23 protein-coding genes are annotated in these 24,403 nt (G+C 67.8%); 19 read left to right on the forward strand and 4 right to left on the reverse strand.

Annotated elements, in window-relative coordinates:
- Positions 1-267: 267 nt before the first annotated feature.
- The gene (locus AC3A3X_RS09385; protein ID WP_487582759.1) at positions 268-2,322 is read right to left on the reverse strand and encodes a 3-hydroxyacyl-CoA dehydrogenase NAD-binding domain-containing protein; all 2,055 of its coding nucleotides are present in this window, start codon (positions 2,320-2,322) and stop codon (positions 268-270) included.
- Positions 2,323-2,699: 377 nt separating this feature from the next.
- Between AC3A3X_RS09385 and rpoE the strand changes: the two genes are divergently transcribed.
- The 9 genes from rpoE (at position 2,700) to recO (ending at position 12,030) form a co-directional block, all read left to right on the forward strand.
- On the forward strand, positions 2,700-3,320 hold the full coding sequence (gene rpoE, locus AC3A3X_RS09390; RefSeq protein ID WP_487582760.1) for an RNA polymerase sigma factor RpoE: 621 nt from the start codon (positions 2,700-2,702) through the stop codon (positions 3,318-3,320).
- A complete protein-coding gene (locus tag AC3A3X_RS09395; protein ID WP_487582761.1) occupies positions 3,317-4,243 on the forward strand; it encodes a sigma-E factor negative regulatory protein in 927 nt (308 codons plus the stop codon). The genes rpoE and AC3A3X_RS09395 overlap by 4 nt, the downstream gene beginning before the upstream one ends.
- 81 nt (positions 4,244-4,324) lie before the next feature.
- A complete protein-coding gene (locus tag AC3A3X_RS09400) occupies positions 4,325-5,857 on the forward strand; it encodes a DegQ family serine endoprotease (RefSeq protein WP_487582762.1) in 1,533 nt (510 codons plus the stop codon).
- A gap of 150 nt (positions 5,858-6,007) precedes the next feature.
- Positions 6,008-7,801 carry a translation elongation factor 4 gene (gene lepA / locus AC3A3X_RS09405; protein WP_487582763.1) on the forward strand — a complete coding sequence of 598 codons (1,794 nt, stop codon included), beginning with the start codon at positions 6,008-6,010 and terminating at the stop codon, positions 7,799-7,801.
- A gap of 213 nt (positions 7,802-8,014) precedes the next feature.
- Complete coding sequence (gene lepB / locus AC3A3X_RS09410; protein ID WP_487582764.1) at positions 8,015-8,800, forward strand: signal peptidase I; 786 nt, start codon at positions 8,015-8,017, stop codon at positions 8,798-8,800.
- 126 nt (positions 8,801-8,926) lie between these two features.
- Entirely contained in the window at positions 8,927-9,307 is a 381-nt protein-coding gene (locus AC3A3X_RS09415; RefSeq protein WP_487582765.1) for a DUF4845 domain-containing protein, read from the forward strand.
- The gene (rnc, locus tag AC3A3X_RS09420; protein ID WP_487582766.1) at positions 9,300-9,962 is read left to right on the forward strand and encodes a ribonuclease III; all 663 of its coding nucleotides are present in this window, start codon (positions 9,300-9,302) and stop codon (positions 9,960-9,962) included. The genes AC3A3X_RS09415 and rnc overlap by 8 nt, the downstream gene beginning before the upstream one ends.
- 413 nt (positions 9,963-10,375) lie before the next feature.
- On the forward strand, positions 10,376-11,272 hold the full coding sequence (era, locus tag AC3A3X_RS09425) for a GTPase Era (protein ID WP_487582767.1): 897 nt from the start codon (positions 10,376-10,378) through the stop codon (positions 11,270-11,272).
- Positions 11,272-12,030, forward strand: coding sequence for a DNA repair protein RecO (gene recO / locus AC3A3X_RS09430; RefSeq protein WP_487582768.1), 759 nt, complete (start codon positions 11,272-11,274; stop codon positions 12,028-12,030). The genes era and recO overlap by 1 nt, the downstream gene beginning before the upstream one ends.
- A gap of 56 nt (positions 12,031-12,086) precedes the next feature.
- On the opposite strand, the gene AC3A3X_RS09435 is transcribed toward recO, so the two are convergent.
- The gene (locus tag AC3A3X_RS09435; RefSeq protein ID WP_487582769.1) at positions 12,087-12,824 is read right to left on the reverse strand and encodes a response regulator; all 738 of its coding nucleotides are present in this window, start codon (positions 12,822-12,824) and stop codon (positions 12,087-12,089) included.
- Between the two features lie 33 nt (positions 12,825-12,857).
- Between AC3A3X_RS09435 and AC3A3X_RS09440 the strand changes: the two genes are divergently transcribed.
- From AC3A3X_RS09440 to AC3A3X_RS09485, 10 genes are all read left to right on the forward strand, one after another.
- Positions 12,858-14,924 carry a translocation/assembly module TamB domain-containing protein gene (locus AC3A3X_RS09440; protein WP_487582770.1) on the forward strand — a complete coding sequence of 689 codons (2,067 nt, stop codon included), beginning with the start codon at positions 12,858-12,860 and terminating at the stop codon, positions 14,922-14,924.
- 63 nt (positions 14,925-14,987) lie between these two features.
- Complete coding sequence (locus AC3A3X_RS09445; protein WP_487582771.1) at positions 14,988-15,629, forward strand: DUF1318 domain-containing protein; 642 nt, start codon at positions 14,988-14,990, stop codon at positions 15,627-15,629.
- Positions 15,630-15,811: 182 nt separating this feature from the next.
- Complete coding sequence (gene rlmD / locus AC3A3X_RS09450; RefSeq protein ID WP_487582772.1) at positions 15,812-17,143, forward strand: 23S rRNA (uracil(1939)-C(5))-methyltransferase RlmD; 1,332 nt, start codon at positions 15,812-15,814, stop codon at positions 17,141-17,143.
- Between the two features lie 20 nt (positions 17,144-17,163).
- Positions 17,164-17,688: a CYTH domain-containing protein gene (locus tag AC3A3X_RS09455; protein WP_487582773.1), complete on the forward strand. Its 525-nt coding sequence runs from the start codon at positions 17,164-17,166 to the stop codon at positions 17,686-17,688.
- 32 nt (positions 17,689-17,720) lie between these two features.
- Positions 17,721-18,422, forward strand: a complete 702-nt coding sequence (locus AC3A3X_RS09460; RefSeq protein ID WP_487582838.1) for a DsbA family oxidoreductase — start codon at positions 17,721-17,723, stop codon at positions 18,420-18,422.
- Positions 18,423-18,554: 132 nt separating this feature from the next.
- The gene (nagZ, locus tag AC3A3X_RS09465) at positions 18,555-19,550 is read left to right on the forward strand and encodes a beta-N-acetylhexosaminidase (RefSeq protein WP_487582774.1); all 996 of its coding nucleotides are present in this window, start codon (positions 18,555-18,557) and stop codon (positions 19,548-19,550) included.
- Positions 19,550-20,119: a hypoxanthine-guanine phosphoribosyltransferase gene (locus AC3A3X_RS09470; RefSeq protein ID WP_487582775.1), complete on the forward strand. Its 570-nt coding sequence runs from the start codon at positions 19,550-19,552 to the stop codon at positions 20,117-20,119. The genes nagZ and AC3A3X_RS09470 overlap by 1 nt, the downstream gene beginning before the upstream one ends.
- Positions 20,120-20,123: 4 nt before the next feature.
- On the forward strand, positions 20,124-20,888 hold the full coding sequence (locus AC3A3X_RS09475; RefSeq protein WP_487582776.1) for an S-methyl-5'-thioinosine phosphorylase: 765 nt from the start codon (positions 20,124-20,126) through the stop codon (positions 20,886-20,888).
- 97 nt (positions 20,889-20,985) lie between these two features.
- The gene (locus AC3A3X_RS09480) at positions 20,986-21,192 is read left to right on the forward strand and encodes a cold-shock protein (RefSeq protein WP_158733706.1); all 207 of its coding nucleotides are present in this window, start codon (positions 20,986-20,988) and stop codon (positions 21,190-21,192) included.
- Between the two features lie 483 nt (positions 21,193-21,675).
- The gene (locus AC3A3X_RS09485; protein ID WP_487582777.1) at positions 21,676-23,340 is read left to right on the forward strand and encodes an acyl-CoA dehydrogenase family protein; all 1,665 of its coding nucleotides are present in this window, start codon (positions 21,676-21,678) and stop codon (positions 23,338-23,340) included.
- A gap of 15 nt (positions 23,341-23,355) precedes the next feature.
- Here AC3A3X_RS09485 and AC3A3X_RS09490 read toward each other — a convergent pair whose 3' ends face one another.
- Both AC3A3X_RS09490 and AC3A3X_RS09495 read right to left on the reverse strand, forming a co-directional pair.
- A complete protein-coding gene (locus AC3A3X_RS09490) occupies positions 23,356-23,799 on the reverse strand; it encodes an HIT family protein (protein WP_487582778.1) in 444 nt (147 codons plus the stop codon).
- A gap of 114 nt (positions 23,800-23,913) precedes the next feature.
- A complete protein-coding gene (locus AC3A3X_RS09495; protein ID WP_487582779.1) occupies positions 23,914-24,324 on the reverse strand; it encodes a hypothetical protein in 411 nt (136 codons plus the stop codon).
- Positions 24,325-24,403: the final 79 nt, after the last annotated feature.

A 24,403-nucleotide genomic window follows, 5' to 3' on the forward strand; every position in this document is an offset into this window, starting at 1 on the left:
GAGACTGTCGCTTCGATCTTGGCGCCGGAATTGGCCCCCCCCCACAGCATCGTCCGGTTCCACACGAGTGCTCCCTTTGGTGGCGAACGCCCCTCACCGTGCATGGCGTTCCTGCACACCGAGGGATAACCCCAGTCTCCCGACGTGGGTAACGGTATTCCGGCACCGTCACGGTGTGCAAGACGTTTGCATGCCAATTCAATGCGCCATCTGCGAGATATGGTTGCTGGGAAGGCGGGGATCCATGGACGTCGCCCTTCGCTTCAATCAACTACGAAGCGCCCCACTGTCCCAACCCGGGCGCGGTGCAAATCGATCGCCGTAACGTGCATGCAACTGCTGCAGTCGCGTCAGCAGCGCATCGGCGCCGGTTTCGCGGATGTACTGGATCGGGCCACCGCGGAACGGCGCAAAGCCGGTGCCGAAGATCACGCCGGCATCGAGCAGGTCGGCGTCGCTGACCACGCCGTCGTGCAGGCACGCCACCGCTTCGTTGAGCAGCGGCAGGATCAGGCGGTCTTCCAGGTCCGACGGAGTCTGGTAGTCCTTGGGCAGCGCGGGCTTGATCGCCTTGCCGTTTTCCCACTTGTACAGGCCTTGCCCGTCCTTCTTGCCACGCTTGCCCTGCTGCGGCGGTGTCGCCAGCGAAGCGGGAATCGGCAGGCCGAGGAACGGCGCCAGTTCGCCACCGACGCCGGAGGCGACGTCGAGGCCGACGGTGTCGATCAGTTCGATCGGGCCCATCGGCATGCCGAACTTCACCGCGGCCTTGTCGATCGCCGCGCCCGGAATCCCTTCGGCGTACGCCGTCGCCGCCTCGAGCATGTACGGGAACAGCACGCGGTTGACCAGGAAGCCCGGCGTTCCCGCCACCGGTACCGGCAGCTTGTCGATCGCCTTGCAGAACGCCGCCAGGCGCTGTTGCGTCTGCGGGGCGACGCGGTCGTGGTGGATGATTTCCACCAGCGGCATCAACGCCACCGGGTTGAAGTAGTGCAGGCCGGCGAAATGCGCAGGGCGGCCGATGTGCTCGCGCAGTTCGCTCAGCGGGATCGACGAAGTGTTGGTGGTCAGCAATGCGTCGAACTTCATGCGCGGTTCGAGTTCGGCGTAGAGATCACGCTTGGCTTCGGCCTGCTCAATGATCGCTTCGATCACGAGGTCGGCGCTGGCGACGCCGTCGCCGGCGAGGTCGCCCTTCAGGCGTGCGGCCACGTCCATGCGCTTGGCTTCGTCCTTCACCTTCTTCTCGAACAGCGTCTGCGCGCGTGTCAGCGCGCCATCGATGAAGCGCTGCTCGCGGTCCTGCACGGTGACGTTGAAGCCCTTGTAAGCCGACCATGCGGCGATATCGCCACCCATCACGCCGGCGCCGACGACATGGACGTGGCTGATGCCGTGCTCCTTGCCGCCTTGTCCCTTGAGCCGCTCCTGCAGGAAGAACACGCGGATCAGGTTGCGCGCGGTCGGCGTCGAAGCCAGTTTCACCACCGACTTGCGTTCGGCCGACAGCAGGTTCTGGATGCCGCCGCCGCTGTTGGCCCAGGTGTTGATCAACGCGTACGGCGCCGGGTAGTGCTCCTTGCGCGCCTTGCGGGCGACCTGCTTGGTCAGCATCGGTGCGAGCAGCTTGCGCGCAGGAAGGGTGTTGGTCGCCCATGCCAGTGCCCGCTGCTTGAACGGACGCTGGCTGCCGCGCAGCGCATAGGCGGCGGCAACATCGATCAGGCTGGAGACATCGGTCACCTTGTCGACCAGTCCGTTGGCGCGCGCGGCCGAAGCCGACAGCGTGCGCCCGGTCAGCATCATGTCGAACGCGGCCGGCGCACCGATCAGGCGTGGCAGGCGCACGCTGCCGCCCCAGCCGGGGTAGATGCCCAGCTTCACTTCCGGCAGGCCGATGCGGGTCGACGGATCGTTGCTGGCGACGCGGTGGCGGCAGGCCAGTGAGATCTCGGTGCCGCCGCCCATGCAGAAGCCGTGGATCGCCGCGACGGTCGGGCAGGGCAGTTCGGCCAGGCGCTGGAAGGTCTGCTGGCCGCGGCGGATCGCATCGCCGACCGTGCCCTTCGCGTCGAAGGTCTGGAATTCCTTGATGTCGGCCCCGGCGATGAAGCCCGAGGCCTTGGCCGAGCGCAGCACCAGGCCCTTGGGCGGATCCAGCGCCAGGCGCTCGATCAGCGTGTCCAGTTCGATCAGGACGTCCTGGGCAAAGGTGTTGACCGGCGCACCGGCGCGGTCGAACGACAGCACCAGCACGCCATCGGCACGCAGCTCGGTCTGCCAGTGCTGGAAGCGAAGACCGTCAAGGCCAGCAATCATTCGGCACCATTCGTTCAGGTATGGAGAGACCGCTATCATCCCGAGGATGTTTCCCCGGCGTCAAATCGCGGGGGCGTCGGGGGCAGTTGCCCGCCGGTGAGGTGGGCGGGCACTGGCGGGAGTATGAAGCGGGAATAGTGGAGCGGGAACGATGGGTTCTCGCCTGCCTGCCGTCACGTCCTGTTTGTGGCAGGCGTTCAAACGCGGAAGCCTGGAGTTCCCGCTTCATACTCCCCATTCCCTATTCCCGCTTCTGCTCCCCCTGCCGCTTGCAGCCCGAACGGCCCGACCCCATTAATGATCGTGATTGAACTTTCCCCCGACAGGGTTGTCCCATTGTTCGGCCATGGCCGAGCCCACAGGAGTGCCGGCGCGGTATGGCCGAATTAGTGTTGCCCAAAGACGTGGAGTTGGACCAGGAGCTGGTCGGGCGTGTCCAGCGCGGCGACAGTGCGGCCTTCGATGCGCTGGTGCGCAAGTACCAGCATCGGATCACCGCACTGATCGGGCGCTACATCCCCGACTGGAGCGAATGCCAGGACGTTGCCCAGGAAACCTTCATACGCGCCTACCGGGCGCTGCCGAACTTCCGTGGCGATGCCCAGTTCTATACGTGGTTGCACCGGATCGCCGTGAACACTGCAAAGAATTACCTGGTTGCACAGAACCGCAGGCCTCCGACCGACGACATCGACGCCGGCGATGCCGAGCAGTTCGACACCGGCACGCGCCTGCGCGACACCGACACGCCGGAACATGAACTGCTGCGGCAGGAAATCGAACGAACGCTGATGCGCGTGGTCGAAACCCTGCCGGAAGAACTGCGGACCGCCATCACCATGCGCGAGGTGGACGGTCTGAGCTATGACGAAATCGCGCAGAAGATGGGCTGTCCCATCGGCACCGTCCGTTCGCGCATCTTCCGTGCGCGCGAAGCGATCGATGCCGAACTTCGGCCACTGCTCGACAACGACTCTGCGGAAGCTTCGAAGCGATGAATACTCCAGGCACTGACGACCGCGGCACTGACGAGCGTGATCACCTATGCGCGCTGTTCGACGGCGAACTGCAGGGCGACGCCGCACGCTTCGCACTGAAGCGGCTGGGCCACGACCTGCAATGGCGCCAGGCCTGCGGCCGCTGGCAGCTGTATGGCGATGTGCTGCGTGGCCAGGCCACGGCGATCGCCGGCAGCAGCTTCGCCGACCGCGTTGCCCAGGCCATCGCGCAGGAACCGACGCTGGCTGCGGTGGTTTCGACCGCGACGCAATCGCGCGCGCGGCGCCCGATCGCCAGCCGGCGTGGCTGGATCGGTGGCGCGCTCGCGGCCTCGGTGGCCGTCGCTGCGCTGTTCGCGACCCGACCGTTCTCCAACGATGCGGCGCCTGCGGTAGGCGACAGCGCGGCCACGCAGGTTGCCGCTGCGACGGCCACCCCGGCGGCGCCCGTTCCGGTCCCGGCACCGGCCATCCCCTCAGCCCCTGACCATGAGGCCGGCCTGGGTGCCGCGGCGGTGGCGGCGGTGGAAGTGCCGCGTCGCGCGGCCGAGCGTCGTTCCACGCGCAGCCAGAGCCAGCGCGCTGCGCTGCGCGCCAGTCGCCAGACCCGCATGTCGGCCCCGGCTACTGCGGTGGCGTCGGCGGCTGCGCCGGTCACCCATGTCGCGATCGCCTCGACCGACGGCCCTGCCATCGCGGCAAAACCGTTCCAGCCCGAACATCCCGAGGTCACGGCTCGACCGTGGCCGCGCGCAGTCCTGCCGCAGTACTCCGGCAACGCCGGACTCACCGCCAGTTATGGCAGCGGGGCATCGTCGCCTTCGTTCTATCCGTTTGAACCCAGTGTGGTCGAACCGAGTCTGGCGGCACCGGCAACCAATCCGGCTGCGGCCGAGGTCGAGTCGACTGTGCCGCAACGCTGAGCCATTCCCCGCACCGTCTCGACAGTGCGGTCACCCGCAATCCTCCCGACTGCAATCCGATCTCTCCCGAGGCCGAATTCGATGAACCGTCCGCTTCGTTCCCCTGCGCTTCGTTCACTCGCGCTGGTTACTGCCATCGCCGCTTCGCTGCCGGTCGCCTGCACTGCGCAGCCGCCCGCCACGCCCATCGCGCCGCCGCCTGCGGCGACGCCGGCCGCGCCGCTGGTCAGTGGTCTGCCGGACTTCACCAACCTGGTCCAGCGGGTCGGACCGGCCGTGGTCAACATCCAGGCCGAAGTCGCGCCACAGCGCAACGTGCGCGGCGCGCCGGACGACGAGCAGATTCCCGAGATCTTCCGCCGCTTCTTCGGCGACGACATGCCCTTCCCGGGCGGCCCCGGCGGTCCGCGCGGCCCGCGCGGTGGCGGTACCTCGATGGGCAGCGGCTTCCTGATGTCGGCCGATGGCTACGTGATGACCAACCACCATGTCGTCGAAGGTGCCGACACGGTCACGGTCAAGCTGTCCGACCGCCGCGAGTTCACCGCCAAGGTGATCGGCAGCGATGAGCAGTCCGATGTCGCGCTGCTCAAGATCGACGCCAAGGGCCTGCCGTTCCTGCGCATGGCCAATGCCAATTCGACCAGGGCCGGTCAGTGGGTGATCGCGATCGGTTCGCCGTTCGGCCTGGACCATTCGGTCACCGCCGGCATCGTCAGCGCGGTCGGCCGCAGCAATCCGTACGCCAACCAGCGCTATGTGCCCTTCATCCAGACTGACGTGGCGATCAACCAGGGCAACTCCGGTGGCCCGTTGCTCAACACCAGCGGCGAAGTCGTCGGCATCAATTCGCAGATCTTCAGCAACTCCGGTGGCTACATGGGCGTGAGCTTCGCCATCCCGATAGATGTTGCGATGGGCGCGGCGGAGCAGTTGCGCGCAACCGGCAAGGTCAGTCGCGGCCAGCTGGGCGTGCAGGTGCAGCAGATCACCAGCGAGTCGGCCAAGGGCCTCGGCCTGCCCGACAGCCGCGGCGCCCTGATCGCCGACGTGCTGCCCGGCAGCCCGGCCGAGAAGGCCGGCATCGAGCGCGGCGACGTGATCCGCGCCGTCGATGGTCGCGACATCAACGAATCCAGCGACCTGCCGCCGATCATCGGCTCGATGGCGCCCGGCACCAAGGCCAAGGTCAGCGTGTTCCGCAACGGCCGCAACGTCGACCTGTCGGTCGTGGTCAACGAGCTCGACGCCACGGTGGCCGGCGGCTCCGGTTCGCCGCGCCCGTCCATCGGTGGCGGCGAGTCGCGCCCGTCCGCTGGCAATGCGCTTGGCCTGGTCGGCCAGGACCTGAGCAGCGGCGATCGCCAGCGTCTGGGCCTGCGCGGCAACGAGGGCGTGCTGGTGCGCAACCCCGGCGATGCCGCAGCCGAGGCCGGATTGCGGCCGGGTGACGTGGTGCTGTCGGTGGGGCGCAACTCGGTCGCCAGTGCCTCGGCGCTGGATCGCGCGCTGGCCTCGGTCAAACCGGGCCAGACGGTGATGCTGCTGGTGCGCCGCCAGGGCGGCACCCAGTTCATTGCCGTGACCGCCGACGACGCCGCCAAGGCGGGCTGAGCCCGGCCGCCCTGCCGCTTGCCCCAACAATGCCCTGCGCGCCTGCGGTCTGGCCGGCGCGTCTGGGCAGGGTGGAGCCGGTGCAAGCGGGCCGTATGCGATAATCGCGCGTTGATTTTCCAGGAACCGGCTAGCCTCGCGCGGCCCCGCATGCAGCAGATCAGAAACTTTTCCATCATTGCCCACGTCGACCACGGCAAATCGACCCTGGCCGACCGCATCATCCAGCTCTGTGGCGGCCTCGAAGCCCGCGAGATGGAAGCGCAGGTCCTGGACTCCAATCCGATCGAGCGCGAGCGCGGCATCACCATCAAGGCGCAGTCGGTGTCCCTGCCGTACACGGCCAAGGATGGGAAGACCTACTTCCTGAACTTCATCGACACCCCCGGCCACGTCGACTTCAGCTATGAAGTCAGCCGCTCGCTGGCCGCCTGCGAGGGCGCGCTGCTGGTGGTCGACGCCGCCCAGGGCGTGGAAGCGCAGTCGGTCGCCAACTGCTACACCGCGGTGGAGCAGGGCCTGGAAGTGGTGCCGGTGCTCAACAAGATCGACCTGCCCACGGCCGACATCGCGCGCGCCAAGGCCGAGATCGAGGCGGTGATCGGCATCGACGCCGAGGACGCCGTGGCGATCAGCGCCAAGACCGGCCTGAACGTCGTCGACGTGCTCGAGGCGATCGTCCACCGCATCCCGCCGCCGAAGCCGCGCGACACCGACAAGCTGCAGGCGCTGATCATCGACTCGTGGTTCGACAACTACCTGGGCGTGGTCTCGCTGGTGCGGGTGATGCAGGGCGAGATCAAGCCCGGCGACAAGCTGCTGGTGATGTCGACCGGCCGCACCCACCAGGTCGACAAGGTTGGCGTGTTCACCCCCAAGCGCAAGGACCTGCCCAAGCTGGGCGCCGGCGAAGTGGGCTGGATCCATGCCTCGATCAAGGACGTGCACGGCGCGCCGGTCGGCGACACGCTGACCTCGGCGGCCGACCCGGCGGCCAAGCCGCTGCCGGGCTTCCAGGAAATGCAGCCGCGCGTGTTCGCCGGCCTGTTCCCGGTCGATGCCGAGGACTATCCGGACCTGCGCGAAGCCCTCGACAAGCTGCGCCTCAACGACGCCGCGCTGCGCTTCGAGCCGGAAAGCTCCGAGGCGATGGGCTTCGGTTTCCGCTGCGGCTTCCTCGGCATGCTGCACATGGAGATCGTGCAGGAGCGCCTGGAGCGCGAGTACAACCTCAACCTGATCAGCACCGCACCGACGGTGATCTACGAGGTGCTCAAGACCGACGGTTCGATCGTGCCGATGGACAACCCGGCCAAGCTGCCGCCGGTGAACATGATCGAAGAGGTCCGCGAGCCGATCATCCGCGCCAACATCCTCACGCCGCCCGACTATGTCGGCAACGTGATCACGCTGTGCGAAGAGAAGCGCGGCGTGCAGATCGGCATCCAGTACATGGGCGGCCAAGTGCAGATCAGCTACGAACTGCCGATGGCCGAAGTGGTGCTGGACTTCTTCGACAGGCTCAAGTCGGTCAGCCGCGGCTATGCCTCGCTGGACTACCACTTCCTGCGCTTCCAGGCCGGTCCCTTCGTGCGCGTGGACACGCTGATCAACGGCGACAAGGTCGATGCGCTGTCGATCATCACCCACCGCAGCCACGCCGACCGTCGCGGTCGCGACCTGTGCGAGCGGATGAAGGAACTGATCCCGCGGCAGATGTTCGACGTCGCCATCCAGGCCGCCGTCGGCTCGCAGATCATCGCCCGCTCCACGGTCAAGGCCATGCGCAAGAACGTGCTTGCCAAGTGCTACGGCGGCGACATCAGCCGCAAGAAGAAGCTCCTCGAGAAGCAGAAAGAGGGCAAGAAGCGCATGAAGCAGGTCGGCCGCGTGGAGATCCCGCAGGAGGCCTTCCTCGCCGTGCTGCAGGTCGACAGCAAGTAATGTCGCAGCAGTTCGCATCGCAGCAGGGCGTCGCGGCCGCCGGACGGGTGTACGCAATCCGGCACGCCAGCCGCCTCATGCTGCGCATGACGAACAGCAGATCCCTCGCTATGCTCGGGATGAGAGGTTGCCGGGGGGCGACCCCTCGCCAGTCCGCGCAGTTCCGCTCGTCCAATCCCGATTCCCCATTTCCGGCTCTCCCGAGGAGCACGCATGCGTTGGTTTGAAATCATCCTGGTCGCCCTGACCCTGTTCACCGGCCTGGTCTGGCTTCTCGACAAGCTGTGGCTGGCCAAGCGCCGCGCCGCCCGCGAGGGCCTGCTCGATGACGGCAAGGAACCGGTCGTCATCGACTACTCCAAGGCGTTCTTCCCGGTGCTGGCGGTGGTGCTGATCCTGCGCAGCTTCGTCGCCGAACCCTTCCGCATCCCGTCAAACTCGATGATGCCGACCCTGCTGACCGGCGATTTCATCCTGGTCAACAAGTTCACCTACGGCCTGCGGCTGCCGGTCAACAACCACAAGTTCGTCGCCCTGGGCGAGCCGGCGCGTGGCGACGTGGTCGTGTTCCGCCCGCCGCACCATCCTGACCAGGACTGGATCAAGCGCGTGGTCGGCCTGCCCGGCGACCGCGTCGGCTACCACGACAACCAGGTCACGGTGAACGGGCAAGTGCTGAGCTACGTCCCGGTCGGCGTCTACGAGGGTGTCGGCAACGGCACCGAGATGACCGGGTCGGAGGAACTGCGCGAGAACCTGCTCGGCCGCGAGCACAACGTCCTGGAGCGGACCAATCTGCCGTTCCTCGACCAGGGCGAGGGCGACTGGGTGGTGCCGCCGGGTCACTATTTCGTGATGGGCGACAACCGCGACAACAGCGAGGACAGCCGATACTGGGGCTTCCTGCCGGAGCAGAACCTGCGCGGCAAGGCGTTCCTGATCTGGATGAATTTCGACGGTGGCGTCGACCGTTCACGCATCGGCAGCAGGATCAAGTAATACTGACCAAGTGGTACTGACCAAGTAATACTGGCCAGGCAATACTGCGCCGGCAACACCGCCCGGGTCGTCGAAGGGGACTGCGACGACCCGGGGTGACAACACCAAAACCTGGGGATCGTTGAAATGAAGCGTACGCAGAGCGGCATGACCCTGATCGGGTTCGTCATCGTGCTGGCGGTGGCCGGCGTGTTCATCTACATGGGCATGAAGCTGGTTCCGATGTACTCGGAGTACTTCGCCGTGAAGGAAGCACTCAAGGAACTGTCGAAGGAAGCGGGCATCGCCCAGAAGGACCCGTCCTCGATCAAGGACCTGTTCTTCCGCCGCCTGTACATCAGCTACGCCGAGAACGTGAAGCCGGAAAACGTCAAGATCGCCCGCAAGGACGCCGGTTACACCATGTCGGTCGACTACGAAGTGCGTCGCCCGCTGATCGCCAACATCGACGTCGTCGGCCATTTCACGGCCGAACAGCTGCTCAGTCGCACCGCGCTGGATGAGTGACCGGATCGGCTACCGCTTCAACACCCAGGGCCTGCTCGACCAGGCCCTGACCCACCGCAGCGCCGGTGCGCCGCATAACGAGCGGCTCGAGTTCCTCGGCGATGCGCTGGTCAACCTGATCGTGGCCGAGGCGCTGTACATGCATTGGCCGCGCGCCGACGAAGGCGCGTTGACCCGGGCCCGCGCGGAGCTGGTGCGCGAGTCGGCCCTGGCGCCGATTGCACGCGAACTGGAACTCGGCGCCCGCCTGACCCTCGGCCCCGGCGAAATGAAGTCCGGCGGCCACCGCCGCGATTCGATCCTTGCCGACGCCCTGGAAGCGGTGATCGGCGCGATCTACCTCGATTCCGACTTCCAGACCTGCCGCGCCGCGGTCCTGCCGTGGTTCGAGGCCGCGATCGCCGCCCTGCCGCCACCCCACAAGGTCGGCAAGGACGCCAAGACGCGACTGCAGGAATGGCTGCAGGGGCGGCAGAAGCCATTGCCGGTGTATGCTCTGCTCAGCGAGAGCGGGGAGGACCATGCCAAGTCGTTCGTGGTCACCTGCACGCTGGTCCAGCCGCCCTTGATCACCCAGGGCGAGGCCGGGTCCCGCCGCGCCGCCGAGCAGATCGCGGCGGAAGTGGCGCTGGAGCGGTTGAAGATCGACGACTGAGCGGTTCGACGCCGGGCGCGCAGCCCAGGCCCGCCAGAAGCAACGTCCATGGGTTCCCGCCTTCGCGGGAATGACGGCAGAGCAACGTCACTGGGTCCCCGCCTACGCGGGGATGACGGCATAACGCCGCTCTCCCGCTTGCGGGAGAGGGTTGGGGCGAGGGCCGCCGAAGACCGGGCAACAAAGCACCGAAGCGTCGTCCGCCGGGCCGGGGATTGCTCCGCAGCGGGACATGGATGTCCCGCGCCCCGCCTTCGGACAGGATGTTCGACTAAGGGGCGGAGCAATCCCCGGCCCGGCGGACGGCGCCGCTCCGCAGACGGAACCCGGGAACCCAAGGAACTCAAGGAACCCATGGGCGAGGCAGAAGCAATCGTTTGCCCTCAACCCCCCGCAAGCCGACAATCTCCCTAATGAACACCCCCACGCATCGCGCCGGCCACGTCGCCGTCATCGGCCGTCCCAACGTCGGCAAGTCCACCCTGGTCAACGCGCTGGTCGGCGCCAAGGTCAGCATCACCTCCAGCCGCCCGCAGACCACCCGCCACCAGCTGCTCGGCATCGCCACCTTCCCGGAAGGCCAACTGCTGCTGGTCGACACCCCCGGCATCCACCGCGAACAGAAGCGCGCGATGAACCGCTGGATGAACCGCGCCGCGCGCGGCGCCCTGGAAGGCGTCGACACCGCCCTGCTGGTGGTGCGCGCCGGGCAATGGGACGACGAGGACTCCCTCGCATTCGACGCCCTCAAGAAGGCCGGCATGCCGGTCGTGCTGGTCGTCAACCAGGTCGATCGCCTCAAGGACAAGGCCGCACTGCTGCCGTACCTGGCCAAGGTCAGCGAAGGCCGCGACTTCGCCGGCGTGCACCCGATCTCGGCGCTCAAGCGCAGCGGCCTGGAAGCACTGGTCAAGACCATCCTCGCGCAGCTGCCGGAACAGGACGCGCTGTACGGCGAGGACGAGATCACCGACAAGAGCCAGCGCTTCCTCGCCGGCGAAATGGTGCGCGAACAGCTGATGCGCCAGCTCGGCGAAGAACTGCCGTACGCCACGACGGTCGAGATCGAGAAGTTCGAGGTCGACGGCAACCTGCTGCGCATCGGCGCGGTGATCTGGGTCGAGCGCGACGGCCAGAAAGCGATCGTGATCGGCAAGGGCGGCGAGCGCCTGCGCGAGATCGGAGCGCGGTCGCGCCAGCAGATGGAGCGCCTGTTCGGCAGCAAGGTGTTCCTGGAAACCTGGGTGCGCGTGCGCGAAGGCTGGTCCGACGACGAAGCGGCGCTGCGGGCGTTTGGCTATCACGATTAGTGCGCCTGAGCAACGAACCGGCCTTCGTCCTGCACGCGCGGCCCTGGCGCGAGACCAGCTTGCTGGTCGAAGTGCTCAGTGCCAACCACGGCCGCCTGGGCCTGGTGGCGCGCGGCGTGCAGGGACCCAAGCGGCAGGTGCTGCGCGCGGCGTTGCAGCCGCTGCAGTCGATCCGTTTCGACGCGGTGCATGTGGGTGAACTGGCGCGCCTGGTTTCGGCCGAGGCCACTGACGTCGCGCCGCGGCTGGGCGGTGAAGCGATGCTCGCCGGCTTCTATCTCAATGAACTGACCTTGCGCCTGGCACCGCGCCAGGACCCTGCGCCGGACCTCTACGACGCCTATGCCCTTGCTCGTGCGCGCATCGGCGCCGGAGACGCGCTGGGCTGGACGCTGCGTCGTTACGAACGCGATCTGCTTGACGCGCTGGGTTTCGGATTCGACTGGCACCACGACGGCGACGGCGCGCCGATCGACCCGGCCGCACGCTATCGACTCGATCCTGAGTACGGACCGCGCCGGCTGCTCAGCGATCGCGGCCATGGCGATCGCAGCACGGCCGCCACCGGCCGCGCGCTGCTGTCGCTGGCCGACGACAGCCCGCCCGATCCGGAAGACCTGCAGGGCCTGCGACGCGCCATGCGCAGCGTGCTTTCCCATTACCTGGGATCGCGCGGACTGAAGTCCTGGGAAATGCTGGCCGAACTCGGCCGCGTCACCGCCCGGCGCGAATCACCGGATCCCGCAGGCTCGCCGTAGGAGCGAGCTTGCTCGCGATGCAGCTGCGCCAGGCCTCTTCGCGAGCAAGCTCGCTCCTACAACGAATCCAGGGTTTCGCGCGCGGCCCGGACGAAGGCTTCCCGTAACGCAGGCGACGCAGGTTCGCGATGCAGTGCCTCCACCGCCGTCGCCAGGCGCAACGCGCCGACGAATCCGCAACTGGCGCGCAGGCGATGCAGGTCGGCGCGCATGGCGTCGCCGTCGCCGCGTGCGCCGGCCTCGGTGATCGCCTGCAGTGTCTTGGGCAGCTCCATCGCGAACAACCCACGTAACGTGTCGACGTGGCTGCGGTTGCCGTTGAGCGCGCGCGCCGCCGCTTCGTAGTCCCACAGCGGCAACGGGCCGTCGTCGGCCACGGCGTCGGTGCGTGCTGGCCCGCCGGACACTCCCAGCATCCGTCGCACGGCCGCCTGCACCGTCGCCGCCGGCATCGGCTTGACCAGCACCTCGCCGAATCCGGCCGCCAGCAGCGCATCGAGAATGGTCGACTCGTGCGCGGCGGTATGCGCCAGTGCCGGCGTGTGCGGATGCTTCTCGCGCAGGCGCGCCAGCAGTTCGCCGCCGCTGCCGTCGGGCAGGCGGGCGTCGATCATCCACAGCGCGTAGTCCTGCGAGGACGCCAGGGCCACCGCGGCGGCCAGGCTGTCGGCGGCATCGACCTCGGCCGGGACGGCGGCCAGGGCAGCGCCGAGGAAGCTGCGGCTGATCGGATCGTCCTCGACCAGCAACAGGCGCGGCGGACCAGTTCGGGGCGGTGGGTCGTGCGGCGTCATCGCCGGTTCGCGTCCTGTGGGTATGCTGCGCGGATGTCGCGAGCGATATTACGCCTGCTGCTGGCTTGCCTGCTGTCCGTGCCGTTGCTGGCCGTGCTGTTACTGACCGTGCTGTTACTGACCATGGGCGCGGCGCACGCGCGCACGGCGCAGGCGCGCATCGCCAAGGTGACGCTGGCGGTGGCGACGATGAGCGACGTGCAAGTCCGCCTGGACTGGCCGGCCGGGTCGCCGCAGGGCACGCTGGAGTTGCGGGCGGGGCGGGTCGAAGCACCGGACCTCGGCTATGGCTATCGCAACGTCACCTGGCGCTGCCCCTTGTCGCGAGACCGTGACCGCTGGCGCTGCGAAGGCGACGTCCGCAGCGGGAACAGCCGGCCTTTGCGCCTGGCATTGGACCTCGACCCGACCCGCATCGACGCTCGCCTCGCCCAAGGGGGCGGGACGCTCGCCATGCAGCGGCTCACCTCCGCGCCCGGCCTGACCCGGATCGACCTGACCCGCGTGCCCGTAGCCTGGGCGCAGGCGCTGCTGGCACAGGCCTGGCCGCAGGGCCGGATCAAGGCAGGCACCGCCACGGGCCGGCTCGACGTGCTCGCGCCGGCGAAGGCACCGCTGCGTGCCAGCGGTCCGGTGAACCTGCAGGGTCTGGCCTTCGACACGGCCGACGGCAGCGTTGCCGGCGAGAACATTGGCGCACAGCTCCAGATCGACGGCGAGATTGCAGCGACCACGCGCGTCGGCATCGAGGGCCAACTGCACGGCGGAGAGATGTTGTTTGGCAATGCCTACCTGGCGCTGCAGCAGCGCCGCGTCGACCTGGCGGTGCAGGCCGAGCAGCACGAAGGCGGCGGCTGGGAGCTGCCGAAGCTGGCCTGGAACGATCGCGGTGTCCTGCGCGTGGATGCCCGCGCCGCGCTCGATCCGCAGATGCAATTGCGCACGCTCGACCTGCGCGCCCATAGCGCAGACCTCGCGCCGTTGCGCGACGGCTACCTCACCGGCTTCCTCGGCCTGGCCGGACTGGGTGAGCTGCAACTCGGCGGCGCTGCCGACGCGCGCGTGCGGATCGAACGCGGCGAACTGCGCGAAGCCGATTTCAAACTCGACTCGGTGGTCGTCGACGACCCGCGCGGCCGCTTCCGTTTCGACGGGCTGGAAGGCGATGTGCGCTTCTCTTCCAGCGCAACACGGGAAAGCGAACTGCGCTGGCGCGGCGGCGCGCTGCATGGCCTGGCATTCGGCGCCGCACGCCTGCCCTTGCGCAGCGCCGACGGCGTACTGCAGCTGACCCAGCCGGTGTCGATGCAATTGCTGGGCGGACGCGCCGGCTTCGATCACTTCCAGATCAAGCCACCGGCGGCGGACAAGGGCCTGGAAATCCGCTTCGGCCTGGAACTGGAGCAGCTCGACGTCGCCCAGCTTTCGACGGCACTGGGCTGGCCGGCCTTCACCGGCCAGCTGACCGGCCACATCCCCGAGGCGCGCTACGCCGACGACCGCCTCGACTTCGAGGGCGGCCTGGCGATGCAACTGTTCGGCGGCACGGTGCAGGTGTCGTCGCTGGCGATGGAGCGTCCGTTCGGCGTCGCACCGACGCTGTCGTCGGATATCGCCTTCGACGATATCGACCTGGAAGCGCTGACCGGCGTGCTCGGTTTCGGCACGATCACCGGCAAGCTCGACGGTCGCATCGCCGACCTGCGCCTGGTCGACTGGCAGCCCGTGGCATTCACGTCCTACCTGCAAACCGACGCCGATGCCGCCAAGGTCGGCGGCGTGCGCCAGCGCATCAGCCAGCGCGCCGTGCAGGACCTGTCGAGCGTCAGTGATGCCTCGTTCGTCAGTGGCCTGCAATCGCAGCTGATCGGCTTGTTCGACGACTTCGGCTATCGCGAAATCGGCATCGCCTGTCGGCTGGTCGACGAGGTCTGCGAAATGGAAGGGCTGGGTTCAGCCGGTCCGGGATTTATTATCGTCGAAGGGTCCGGCCTGCCGCGCTTGAGCGTGGTCGGTTTCAACCGTCGCGTCGATTGGCCGACGTTGCTCGAACGCCTGGTCGCGGCCAGCAGCGGCGACGTCAAACCGGTCTTCGAGTAAGGTAGCCCACGCTTCAATCCGTGCAGTGCGACTGCCGCGGACACCGATCAAAGGAGAACAGACATGCGCCGTTGGATGGGGGTACCGGTCGCCGCCGTGATGCTGACTGCCTGCGTCACGATCAACGTCTACTTCCCGGCTGCCGAGGCCAAGGAAGCGGCCAAGGAATTCGTCGAGAAGGTCATTGGCGACGAAGCCCAGCAGACGCAGCCCCAGCCGCAGGACAAGCCCGGCGGGCAGAGCGCATCGCTGTCTCCGCGCGGCTCTGGTGCGATGAGTTCCGGTTCGCTGGCCTCGCGCATCGACTGGCTGTCGCTGGTCGGCATCGGCACGGCCCAGGCGCAGGACCAGCCGGACATCAACATCAAGACGCCGGCAATCCAGGCGATCCGGTCGCGAATGGCCTCGCGCTTCAACGACCAGCTGCGGGCGCATTTCGATTCCGGCGCGCTCGGCTTCGCCAACGACGGCACCATCAGTGTCCGCGATGCGGCCAAGATCCCGCTGCCCGAGCGGGTGGGCGTGAACCAGGCGGTCGCCGAGCAGGGCCGTGACGCCAAGGCCGTCTACCGCGAGATCGCGGTGGCCAACAACCATCCCGAGTGGGAGCAGCAGATCCGCGCCGTGTTCGCGCGCCAGTGGATCGACAGTGCGCGCGCGGGGTGGTGGGTGCAGGATGCGGGTGGCGGCTGGAAGCAGAAGTAGTGCGAGCCCCTCTCCCGCTTGCGGGAGAGGGGTTGGGGTGAGGGTGAGGGTGAGGGTGAGGGGTGAGGGTGAGGGTGAGGGGCAGCCCTCATCCGCCCTTCGGGCACCTTCTCCCGCACGCGGGAGAAGGGAGACAGTCGCATCTGCGACAATAGCCGGCCCCCAGTTTCACGCCAGCCGCTGTGGCCCGCATAGATCAGACCCCCTTCGAAGTACAAATCACCGGACTCACCCACGACGGCCGCGGCGTAGCCCGCCGGCCCGATGGCAAGGCCGTGTTCGTCGCCGGCGCATTGCCGGGCGAGCGCGTCATGGCCTCGCAGACCGGCCGCCACCGCAGTTTCGATGAAGCCCGCACGGTCGAAGTGCTCGAGGCGGCGCCCGAGCGCGTCGACCCGCGCTGCCCGCATTTCGGCACCTGCAGCGGCTGCGCCCTGCAGCACTACGCGCAGGACCAGCAGATCCTCGCCAAGCAGCGCGTGCTGATGGAGAACTTCGAGCGCATCGGCCATGTCACGCCCGAACGCATCCTCGCGCCGCTGACCGACGCCGCCTGGGGCTACCGCCGCAAGGGCCGCTTCTCGGTGCGCCGCGTCGAGAAGAAGGACAAGACCCTGGTCGGTTTCCGCGAAACCGATCCGCGTTTCGTCGCCGACCTGCGCGAATGCCACACGGTGATCCCGCAGATCGGCGAAAGCATCGGCGCGCTCGCCGCGCTGGTCGACGGCCTGCAGGCACGGCGCGAGATCCCGCAGATCGAGTTCATCGCCGGCGATCCGACCCCGGACTTCAGCGGCATCGCGTTGACGATCCGCCACCTGGTGCCGCTGACCGACGCCGACAAGGACGCCCTGGTCGCCTTCGGCCAGGCGCACGGCTTCGCGATCTTCCTGCAGCCGGCCGGCGTGGACAGCGTGCATGCGTTGTGGCCGGCCGAACCGAAACTCGCTTTCAGCCTGGCGCAGTGGAACCTGGAATTCCTGTTCCGCCCGCTCGACTTCATCCAGGTCAACGCCGGCCTCAACGGCAAGATGATCCAGCATGCGATCGACCTGCTGCAGCCGCAGCCGGGCGACCGCGTGCTCGACCTGTTCGCCGGCCTGGGCAACTTCACCCTGCCGCTGGCGCGCCAGGTGCGCGAGGTGGTCGGCGTGGAAGGCGAGGCGGGACTGGTGCGCCGCGCGCGCGAGAACGCCGCGCACAACAGCATCGCCAACGCCGACTTCCATGCCGCCGACCTGGCCAAGGACCTCAGCGGCGAGTCCTGGATGAAGCAGGGTTTCGACAAGCTGCTGCTCGATCCGCCGCGTTCAGGCGCAGACGTGGTGCTGGCGCAGCTTCCGCTGAAACAGTTCGGGCGCATCGTCTACGTCAGCTGCCATCCGGCCTCGCTGGCGCGCGATGCCGGCTACCTGGTCAACGAACGCGGCTGGAAACTGCGCGCAGCAGGCGTGATGGACATGTTCCCGCACACCGCGCACGTGGAGTCGATCGCGATGTTCGAGCCGGGCTGATCCAGCACAAAGGAGCTTTCATGGGCATCGAAATCGAACGCAAGTTCCTGGTCACCGGTGATGGCTGGCGCGCGGCCGCGCGCGAAGTCGTGCCGATGGCGCAGGGTTACATCAATGACCAGGCCGCGATGGACAGCGGCGCGATGAAGGCTTCGGTGCGCGTGCGCATCGCCGGCGACGAGGCCTTCCTCAACCTCAAGTCGCGCGAGTTGGGCCACACCCGCCAGGAGTTCGACTACCCGATCCCGGTCGACGATGCGCGTGGCCTTCTGGCGCTGTGCGTCGGCGGCCTGGTCGACAAGCGTCGCCACTACGTCCAGCACGAAGGCCACCTGTGGGAAGTCGACGAGTTCCTCGGCGACAACGCCGGGCTGGTGGTGGCCGAGATCGAGCTGTCATCGGCGGACGAGGCGTTCGCCCGGCCGGCGTGGATCGGCGCGGAAGTGACCGAGGCGGTGCGCTACTACAACCTCGCCCTGGCCACGCGGCCTTACTCGCAGTGGAGCGAGAGCGAGCGTTCCGGCGCGGTTGCATCGACCCATTGAGGCCCCATCTTGGCACCATGAGCAACAAACCCCTGCGCATCGATATCTGGTCCGACGTGGTCTGCCCCTGGTGCTGGATCGGCAAGCACCGCCTGCGCGCGGCGCTGGCGCAGCTGGGCGAGGTCGGGCAGAACGCCGATATCCACTGGCACGCATTCCAGCTCGATCCCGAGTCCGACGAGATCCCGGTTCCGCTGCGTGAGGCGTACGAGCGCAAGTTCGGCGGCGCGGAACGCACCGAGCAGATCCTGGCGCAGACCCAGGCGGCCGGTCGCGCCGAAGGCCTGCCGTTCGACTTCGACCGCGGTCAGGTGCGGGTCAATACGCTCCAGGCGCATCGCCTGGTCTGGCTGGCCGGTCAGGAAGGCGACGCCGACCAGGTCGGCGAGGCGCTGTTCCGCGCCCATTTCGCCGAAGGTCGCAATCTGGCCGACGTACAGACGCTGGTCGATGCCGGCGCCGCGGGCGGCCTGTCGGAGCAGCGCGTGCGCGCGATGCTCGATTCCGACGAGGGCCTGGCCGAGGTGCGCGCACAGCTGGGCCAGGCGCGCGCGCTCGGCATCCAGGCCGTGCCGACGTTCGTCCTCGATGGACGCCTGGCGGTGCAGGGCGCACAGACGCCGGATGTGTTCCGCGATGCCTTCGCCCGCATCGGCATCGCGCCGGCCGTGGGCGAGCCAGCCGCCGGCAAGGATGAAGACGCCGCCTGCGGACCGGACGGCTGCGCCGTCTGATCGCCTGACCGTTCACAGCTGACCGTTCACAGCTGAATCTGACAACGGTCGCGGGGCTGCCGCGGCCGTCCATCTGCGCGACAATGCGGGGCCGCGCCCTTGGCGCAGCCCCCACCGCCTGGAGTTTTCCGCATGCTCGTGATCGGCGTCGCCGGCACCGAACTTACCGCGCAGGAGCGCGACTGGCTGCAGCACGACGCGTGCGCCGGCGTGATCCTGTTCACCCGCAACTTCGCCTCGCGCGAGCAGGTCGCCGAGCTGTCGGCGGCGATCCGCGCCGCAGCCACGCGTCCGCAGTTGATCTGCGTCGACCAGGAAGGCGGCCGCGTACAGCGCTTCCGCGAAGGCTACAGCGCGCTGCCGCCGTTGCAGGGCTTCGGCAAGCTCCATGCCGACGACCGCGAGGCCGCTTTGAAGCTGGCGGAAGAGCACGCCTGGTTGATGGCGACCGAAGTGCAGGCCAGCGGTGTCGACCTGAGCTTTGCGCCGGTGGTCGACCTGGATCGCGGCAGCCTGGTGATCGGCAATCGAGCGTTCTCCGACGATCCGGCCGTGGTCGCCGAGTTCACCCGTGCCTACGTGCGTGGCATGCACGCTGCCGGCATGGCCGCTACGCTCAAGCATTTCCCGGGCCACGGCTCGGTGCAGGCCGATACCCATTTCGACGATGCGGTCGATCCGCGCCCGCTCGACGAACTGCGTGCCACCGACCTGATTCCCTTCGTCGCCGGCATCGAGGCCAAGGCCGATGCGGTGATGATGGCGCATGTGAAGTACCCGGCGGTGGCGCCGGAGCCGGCGGGCTATTCGAAGTTCTGGATCAACGACGTGCTGCGCAACGAGATGGGCTTTCGCGGCGTGGTCTTCAGCGACGACATCGGCATGAAGGCGGCGTTCTCGGTGGGCGGCATCAAGGCCCGCATCGACGCCCATTACGATGCCGGCTGCGACGTGGTGCTGGTGTGCCACCCGCAACTGGTCGAGGAATCGCTGCAGGCCGTGCAGGGGCGCACGCTCAACACGATGGCGCTGACCGGCCTGATCGGTCGCGGCGCGATGGGTTGGGACGGCTTGTTGGCCGACAGCCGCTACGGCTCGGCGCGCAGCCACCTGGAGGGCCTGGCCTGATGAGCACGACTGCTGCCAAGAGCAACGACCTGGCCGCCGCACTGGCCAATTCCGACCTGCTGATCGACCGGGCCACACTCGAACAGGCGATCAGGGACATGGCCGCGCCGATCTGCGCCGATTACGGCGACGACGTGCCGGTGTACCTCACCATCATGCACGGCGGCCTGCCGTTTGCCGCGCAGCTGGCGATGGAAGTCGGCGCGCTCGGACTCGACCTTGAGTTCGACTATCTGCATGCCACGCGCTATCGCGGTGCCACGTCCGGTGGCGAGCTGACCTGGAAGCATCGTCCGGCGACGCCGCTGCAGGGGCGCCGCGTGCTGCTGGCCGACGACATCCTCGATGAGGGCCACACCCTGGCCGCGATCCGCGCCTGGTGCCTGGAGCAGGGCGCCAGCGATGTGCGCATCGCCGCGCTGGCGGTGAAGGTGCACGACCGCTGCGTGCCGGGCCTGCATGCCGACTACGTCGGCGTCGAGGTGCCGGACCGTTACGTGTTCGGCTACGGCATGGACTACCACGAGCAGGGCCGCAACCTGCCGGCGATCTACGCGTTGAAGGACTGAGCTGATGAGTGGGATTGCACTGGCCGTCATCGGCGGCACCGGCCTGTACAAGCTGGCGGCGCTGCGCGACGTGGAAACGCTGCAGCCGTCGACCCGCTTCGGCGCGCCGTCCGGGCCGATCCGGCTCGGCACGCTCGACGGTCATCGCGTCGCTTTCCTCGCCCGGCATGGCGAAGGCCATTCGCTGCCGCCGCACAAGATCAACTACCGCGCCAATCTCGCCGCGCTGCAGTCGCTCGGCGCGCAGCGCGTGCTCGCGCTGAACACCGTCGGTGGCATCGGCGAGCGCTTCGGGCCGTGCGTGCTGGCCTGTCCCGATCAGTTGATCGATTACACCTGGGGACGGGCGTCAACGATTTGTGAAGACGAGGGGTCCGAGGTTCTGCATGTCGACTTCGGTGAGCCGTACACGCGCGCGCTGCGGCAGGACGTGATCGCCGCGGCGGCCAGGGCGGGTGTCGATCTGGTCGCCGAGGGTTGCTACGGGGCGACCCAGGGGCCGCGTCTGGAAACCCGCGCCGAGATCGCGCGGATGCGCCGGGACGGTTGCGATCTGGTCGGCATGACCGGCATGCCGGAAGCCGGCCTGGCGCGCGAATTGGGCCTGGATTACGCCTGTCTGGCCATTGTCGCCAACTGGGCGGCCGGCGCTGGTCCGAACCCGGACGAGGTCATCACGCTGCAGGACGTGCTCGACAATGTGGCCGTCGCCTCGGCCGGGTTGCCGGCGCTGCTGGCGGCCCTGCTCGGTCGTCCGGGGCAGGGGTGATTGTCAAGCCGGCATTCAGTTTGCATACTCGACCGGCGCGTGGGCCCGGCTGTCGGACCCTGCGCGACTACGCATCCAGCATGAGGTTGATAAGGACATGCAGTACGGCACCGTGAAATGGTTCAACGACGCCAAGGGCTTCGGGTTCATTTCGCCCGAGGACGGCAGCGCAGATGTGTTCGCGCATTTCTCTGCGATCAACGCCAAGGGCTTCCGCAGCCTGCAGGAAGGCCAGCGCGTCAGCTATGAGCTGACGCAGGGTCCGAAGGGCGCGCAAGCGTCGAACATCACGCCGGTGGCGTGATCTGACGCAAGCCCGGCAATATCGGCTTGGGAGGCCCCGCATTGCGGGGCCTTTTTTTTGCTTCTGTCGTCCCGAACGTAGTGAGGGACCTGCTTGCGCTGTTGCTGTTGCATGTTGGGCTTGCGTCTGCGGAGGGGCGCCGTCCGCCGGGCCGGGGATTGCTCCGCCCCTTAGTCGGACATCCTGTCCGAATGCGGGGCGCGGGACATCCATGTCCCGCTGCGGAGCAATCCCCAGCCCGGCGGACGACGCTCCGGTTCTTCGTTGCACGGTCTTCGGCGGCCCTCACCCCAACCCCTCTCCCGTAAACGGGAGAGGGGCTCCTACCGTTAGGCCGTCATCCCCGCGAAGGCGGGGACCCAGCGACGGTGCTCTGACGACCGTCATCCTTTGACTACCGTCATCCCCGCGAAGGCGGGGATCCAAGGACGTTGCTTCGTGGGCACGCCTGGCTTGCCCACGTCAGGGGCCTAGAATCACCCCATGCCCGCGCCGGAGTCGCAGATGCCACCGCTGCCGCCGTTTGCCACGCACCTGGTCGAGAACCAGCCGCCGGAGTTCGGCCCGCGCGATCTGTGGCGCGACGACAGCGCGCTGTGCGAAGCGGTCGTGCGCGAGGGCGGCGGCGATTTCACCGATGCGCTCGCGACCTACGGTGCGCTGGCCGGCGACGAGTTGTACCGGCTCAGCTTCGATGCCCATCGCGACCGTCCGCGTCTGCGCACGCACGATCGCTTCGGACAGCGCATCGATCTGGTCGAGTTCCATCCCAACTACCACCGCATCATGCAGGCCGGCATCGAGCACGGTGTCGCCGGGCTGTCGTGGTCGCAACCGCGTCCTGGTGCGCATGTCGCCCGTGCCGCGCTGAGTTACGTGCACCATCAGGTCGAACCGGGCAGCAGTTGCCCGCTGACCATGACCCACGCCGCGATTCCGGTGCTGCGGCACGCGCCGGCATTGCACGAGTGGGCCGGCAAGGCGACCTCGCCGTACTACGACCCGCGCGATGTCGGCATCGAGCACAAGCTCGGGGTGACACTGGGCATGGGCATGACCGAGAAGCAGGGCGGCAGCGATGTCCGTGCCAATACCACGCGCGCCACGCCGCTCGCGGCGGAAGGCGAGTACCTGCTGGTCGGGCACAAATGGTTTTTCTCCGCGCCGATGTCCGACGGTTTCCTGGTGCTGGCACAAGCGCCGGCCGGGTTGAGCTGTTTCCTGCTGCCGCGTTGGCGGCCGGACGGTGGCAAGAATGCGTTCCGCCTGATGCGGCTCAAGGACAAGCTCGGTGACTGGTCCAACGCGTCGTCGGAAGTGGAGTTCGCCGACGCCTGGGCCTGGCGGATCGGCGACGAGGGGCGTGGCGTGGCGACCATCATCGAGATGGTGATGCTGACGCGGCTGGATTGCATGCTCGGCGCCGCGGCGGAAATGCGCATGGCGCTGGCGCAGGCGATGCACCACACCCATCACCGCCGCACGTTCGGCAAGCGCCTGGTCGAGCATGCGCTGATGCGCAACGTGCTCGCCGATCTGGCCATCGAGGCCGAGGCGGCGATCACGCTGTCGATGCGCGTGGCGCGCGCGGTCGATCGCTCCGCGCACGATCCGGCTGAGGCCGCGTTCGCGCGGATCGCCACCGCGATCGGCAAGTACTGGATCTGCAAGCGCGCGCCGGCCTTCGTCAACGAAGCCCAGGAGTGCCTGGGCGGTGCCGGTTATGTCGAGGAATCGATCCTGCCGCGCCTGTACCGGCAGGCACCGCTCAATTCGATCTGGGAAGGCAGTGGCAACATCCAGTGCCTGGACGTGATGCGCGCGCTGCAGCGCGAGCCGCAGACCGGACAGGCACTGCTGGCCGAACTGGAGGCGGCCGCGCACCTGGATCCGGACTTCGACGCCGAGTTGAAGGAACTGCGTCCGGTCCTGGTCGGCGAAGCCGAAGTGCCGGAGGTCGAGGCACGACGCTGGGTCGAAGCCCTGGCACTGGCGCTGCAGGCCAGCTTGCTGCTGCGCGACGGCAGCCCCATGGCGGAGCCATTTTGCTGCAGCCGGATCGGGGGCGACCATGGCAACGCACTGGGCACGCTGCCGCGCGATTTCGATCTGGGACCGATGATCGCGCGTGCCTGGTCGCCGGACTGATCGCGCCGTCGCCGCTCAGCGTTCGCTGCGGATGCGTTGCAACTGCGCACGCAGCACGTCCGCATGGGCATTGAGCGTGGCGCGGTCCGGCGTTGGCGGCGCGGCCGGGTAGACGCGCAGGAAATCGTCATCGGGCATGCGTGGATGGATGTGGATGTGCATGTGCGCGACCTCCTGGAACGCGGCCTCGCCGATGGAGTGCCACAGGCTCAGGCCCTTGTTCGGGAATGCTTCGCCGACCGCGCGCGTCACCAGTGCGACCGTGGCCATCAATGCCGCGCCGGTGGCCGGGTCGAGCTCGCGGACATCGTTCATGTGTCGGCGCGGAATCACCAGCGTGTGGCCGGCATGAAACTGGCGCAGGCCGATGAAGGCCATCGTCAGTTCGTCCTCGAAGACGATACTGGCCGGTGCCTGGTATGCGGCGATGGCGCAGAACGGACAGTCGGTCGTCGTCATGCAGGTTTCCGGTTCGGGCCGCGCGCGCAAGGTGCGCCGCAACAGCGTGCCCGCCGGATCGACAGGCGGCAAGCACTCGATGCAATCGAACCGGGAGGGCGCTACCAGATCACGCTACCAGATCCCGATTCGCGGTTCGAAGCTGCGGCTCTTGCTGTTGTGCGTCGCGCGTACGCTGATGCTGCCGGGGACGAAACTCTTGCCCTTGTACTCGACGTCCATGCTGAGCTGGTCGACGAGCCCGTCGTTGCGCAGGGACAGCAGGGTTTCGGTCACCAGGTCCATGATCTCCGGGATGCCCGGTGGCACGTAGATCAGGTTGTACGGCTCGCGGTTGCCGCCGAGCTCCTCTGGGAAGAGGGGGATCTCGAACAGCATCCCTTGTTGGACCAGGTCACGGGCGATGTCGAGTGAGCCGACGTGCGAATAGTCCGCCGCGGTTCTCGCTGCACGGTGCGGCACCGCTGTTGCGATGCCTGCCTTGATGCCTGTTGACGGTTCGACAGCGTTTGAAGTGGACTTCATCTGCACTCCGCATCGTTCGAGACCGACGCTAGGGTGCATTCGCGATACCGCGAAACGAATCAGAATCGTCTTAAACGTG

The sequence above is a fragment of the Lysobacter sp. Soil_N_23 genome, from assembly GCF_057656135.1.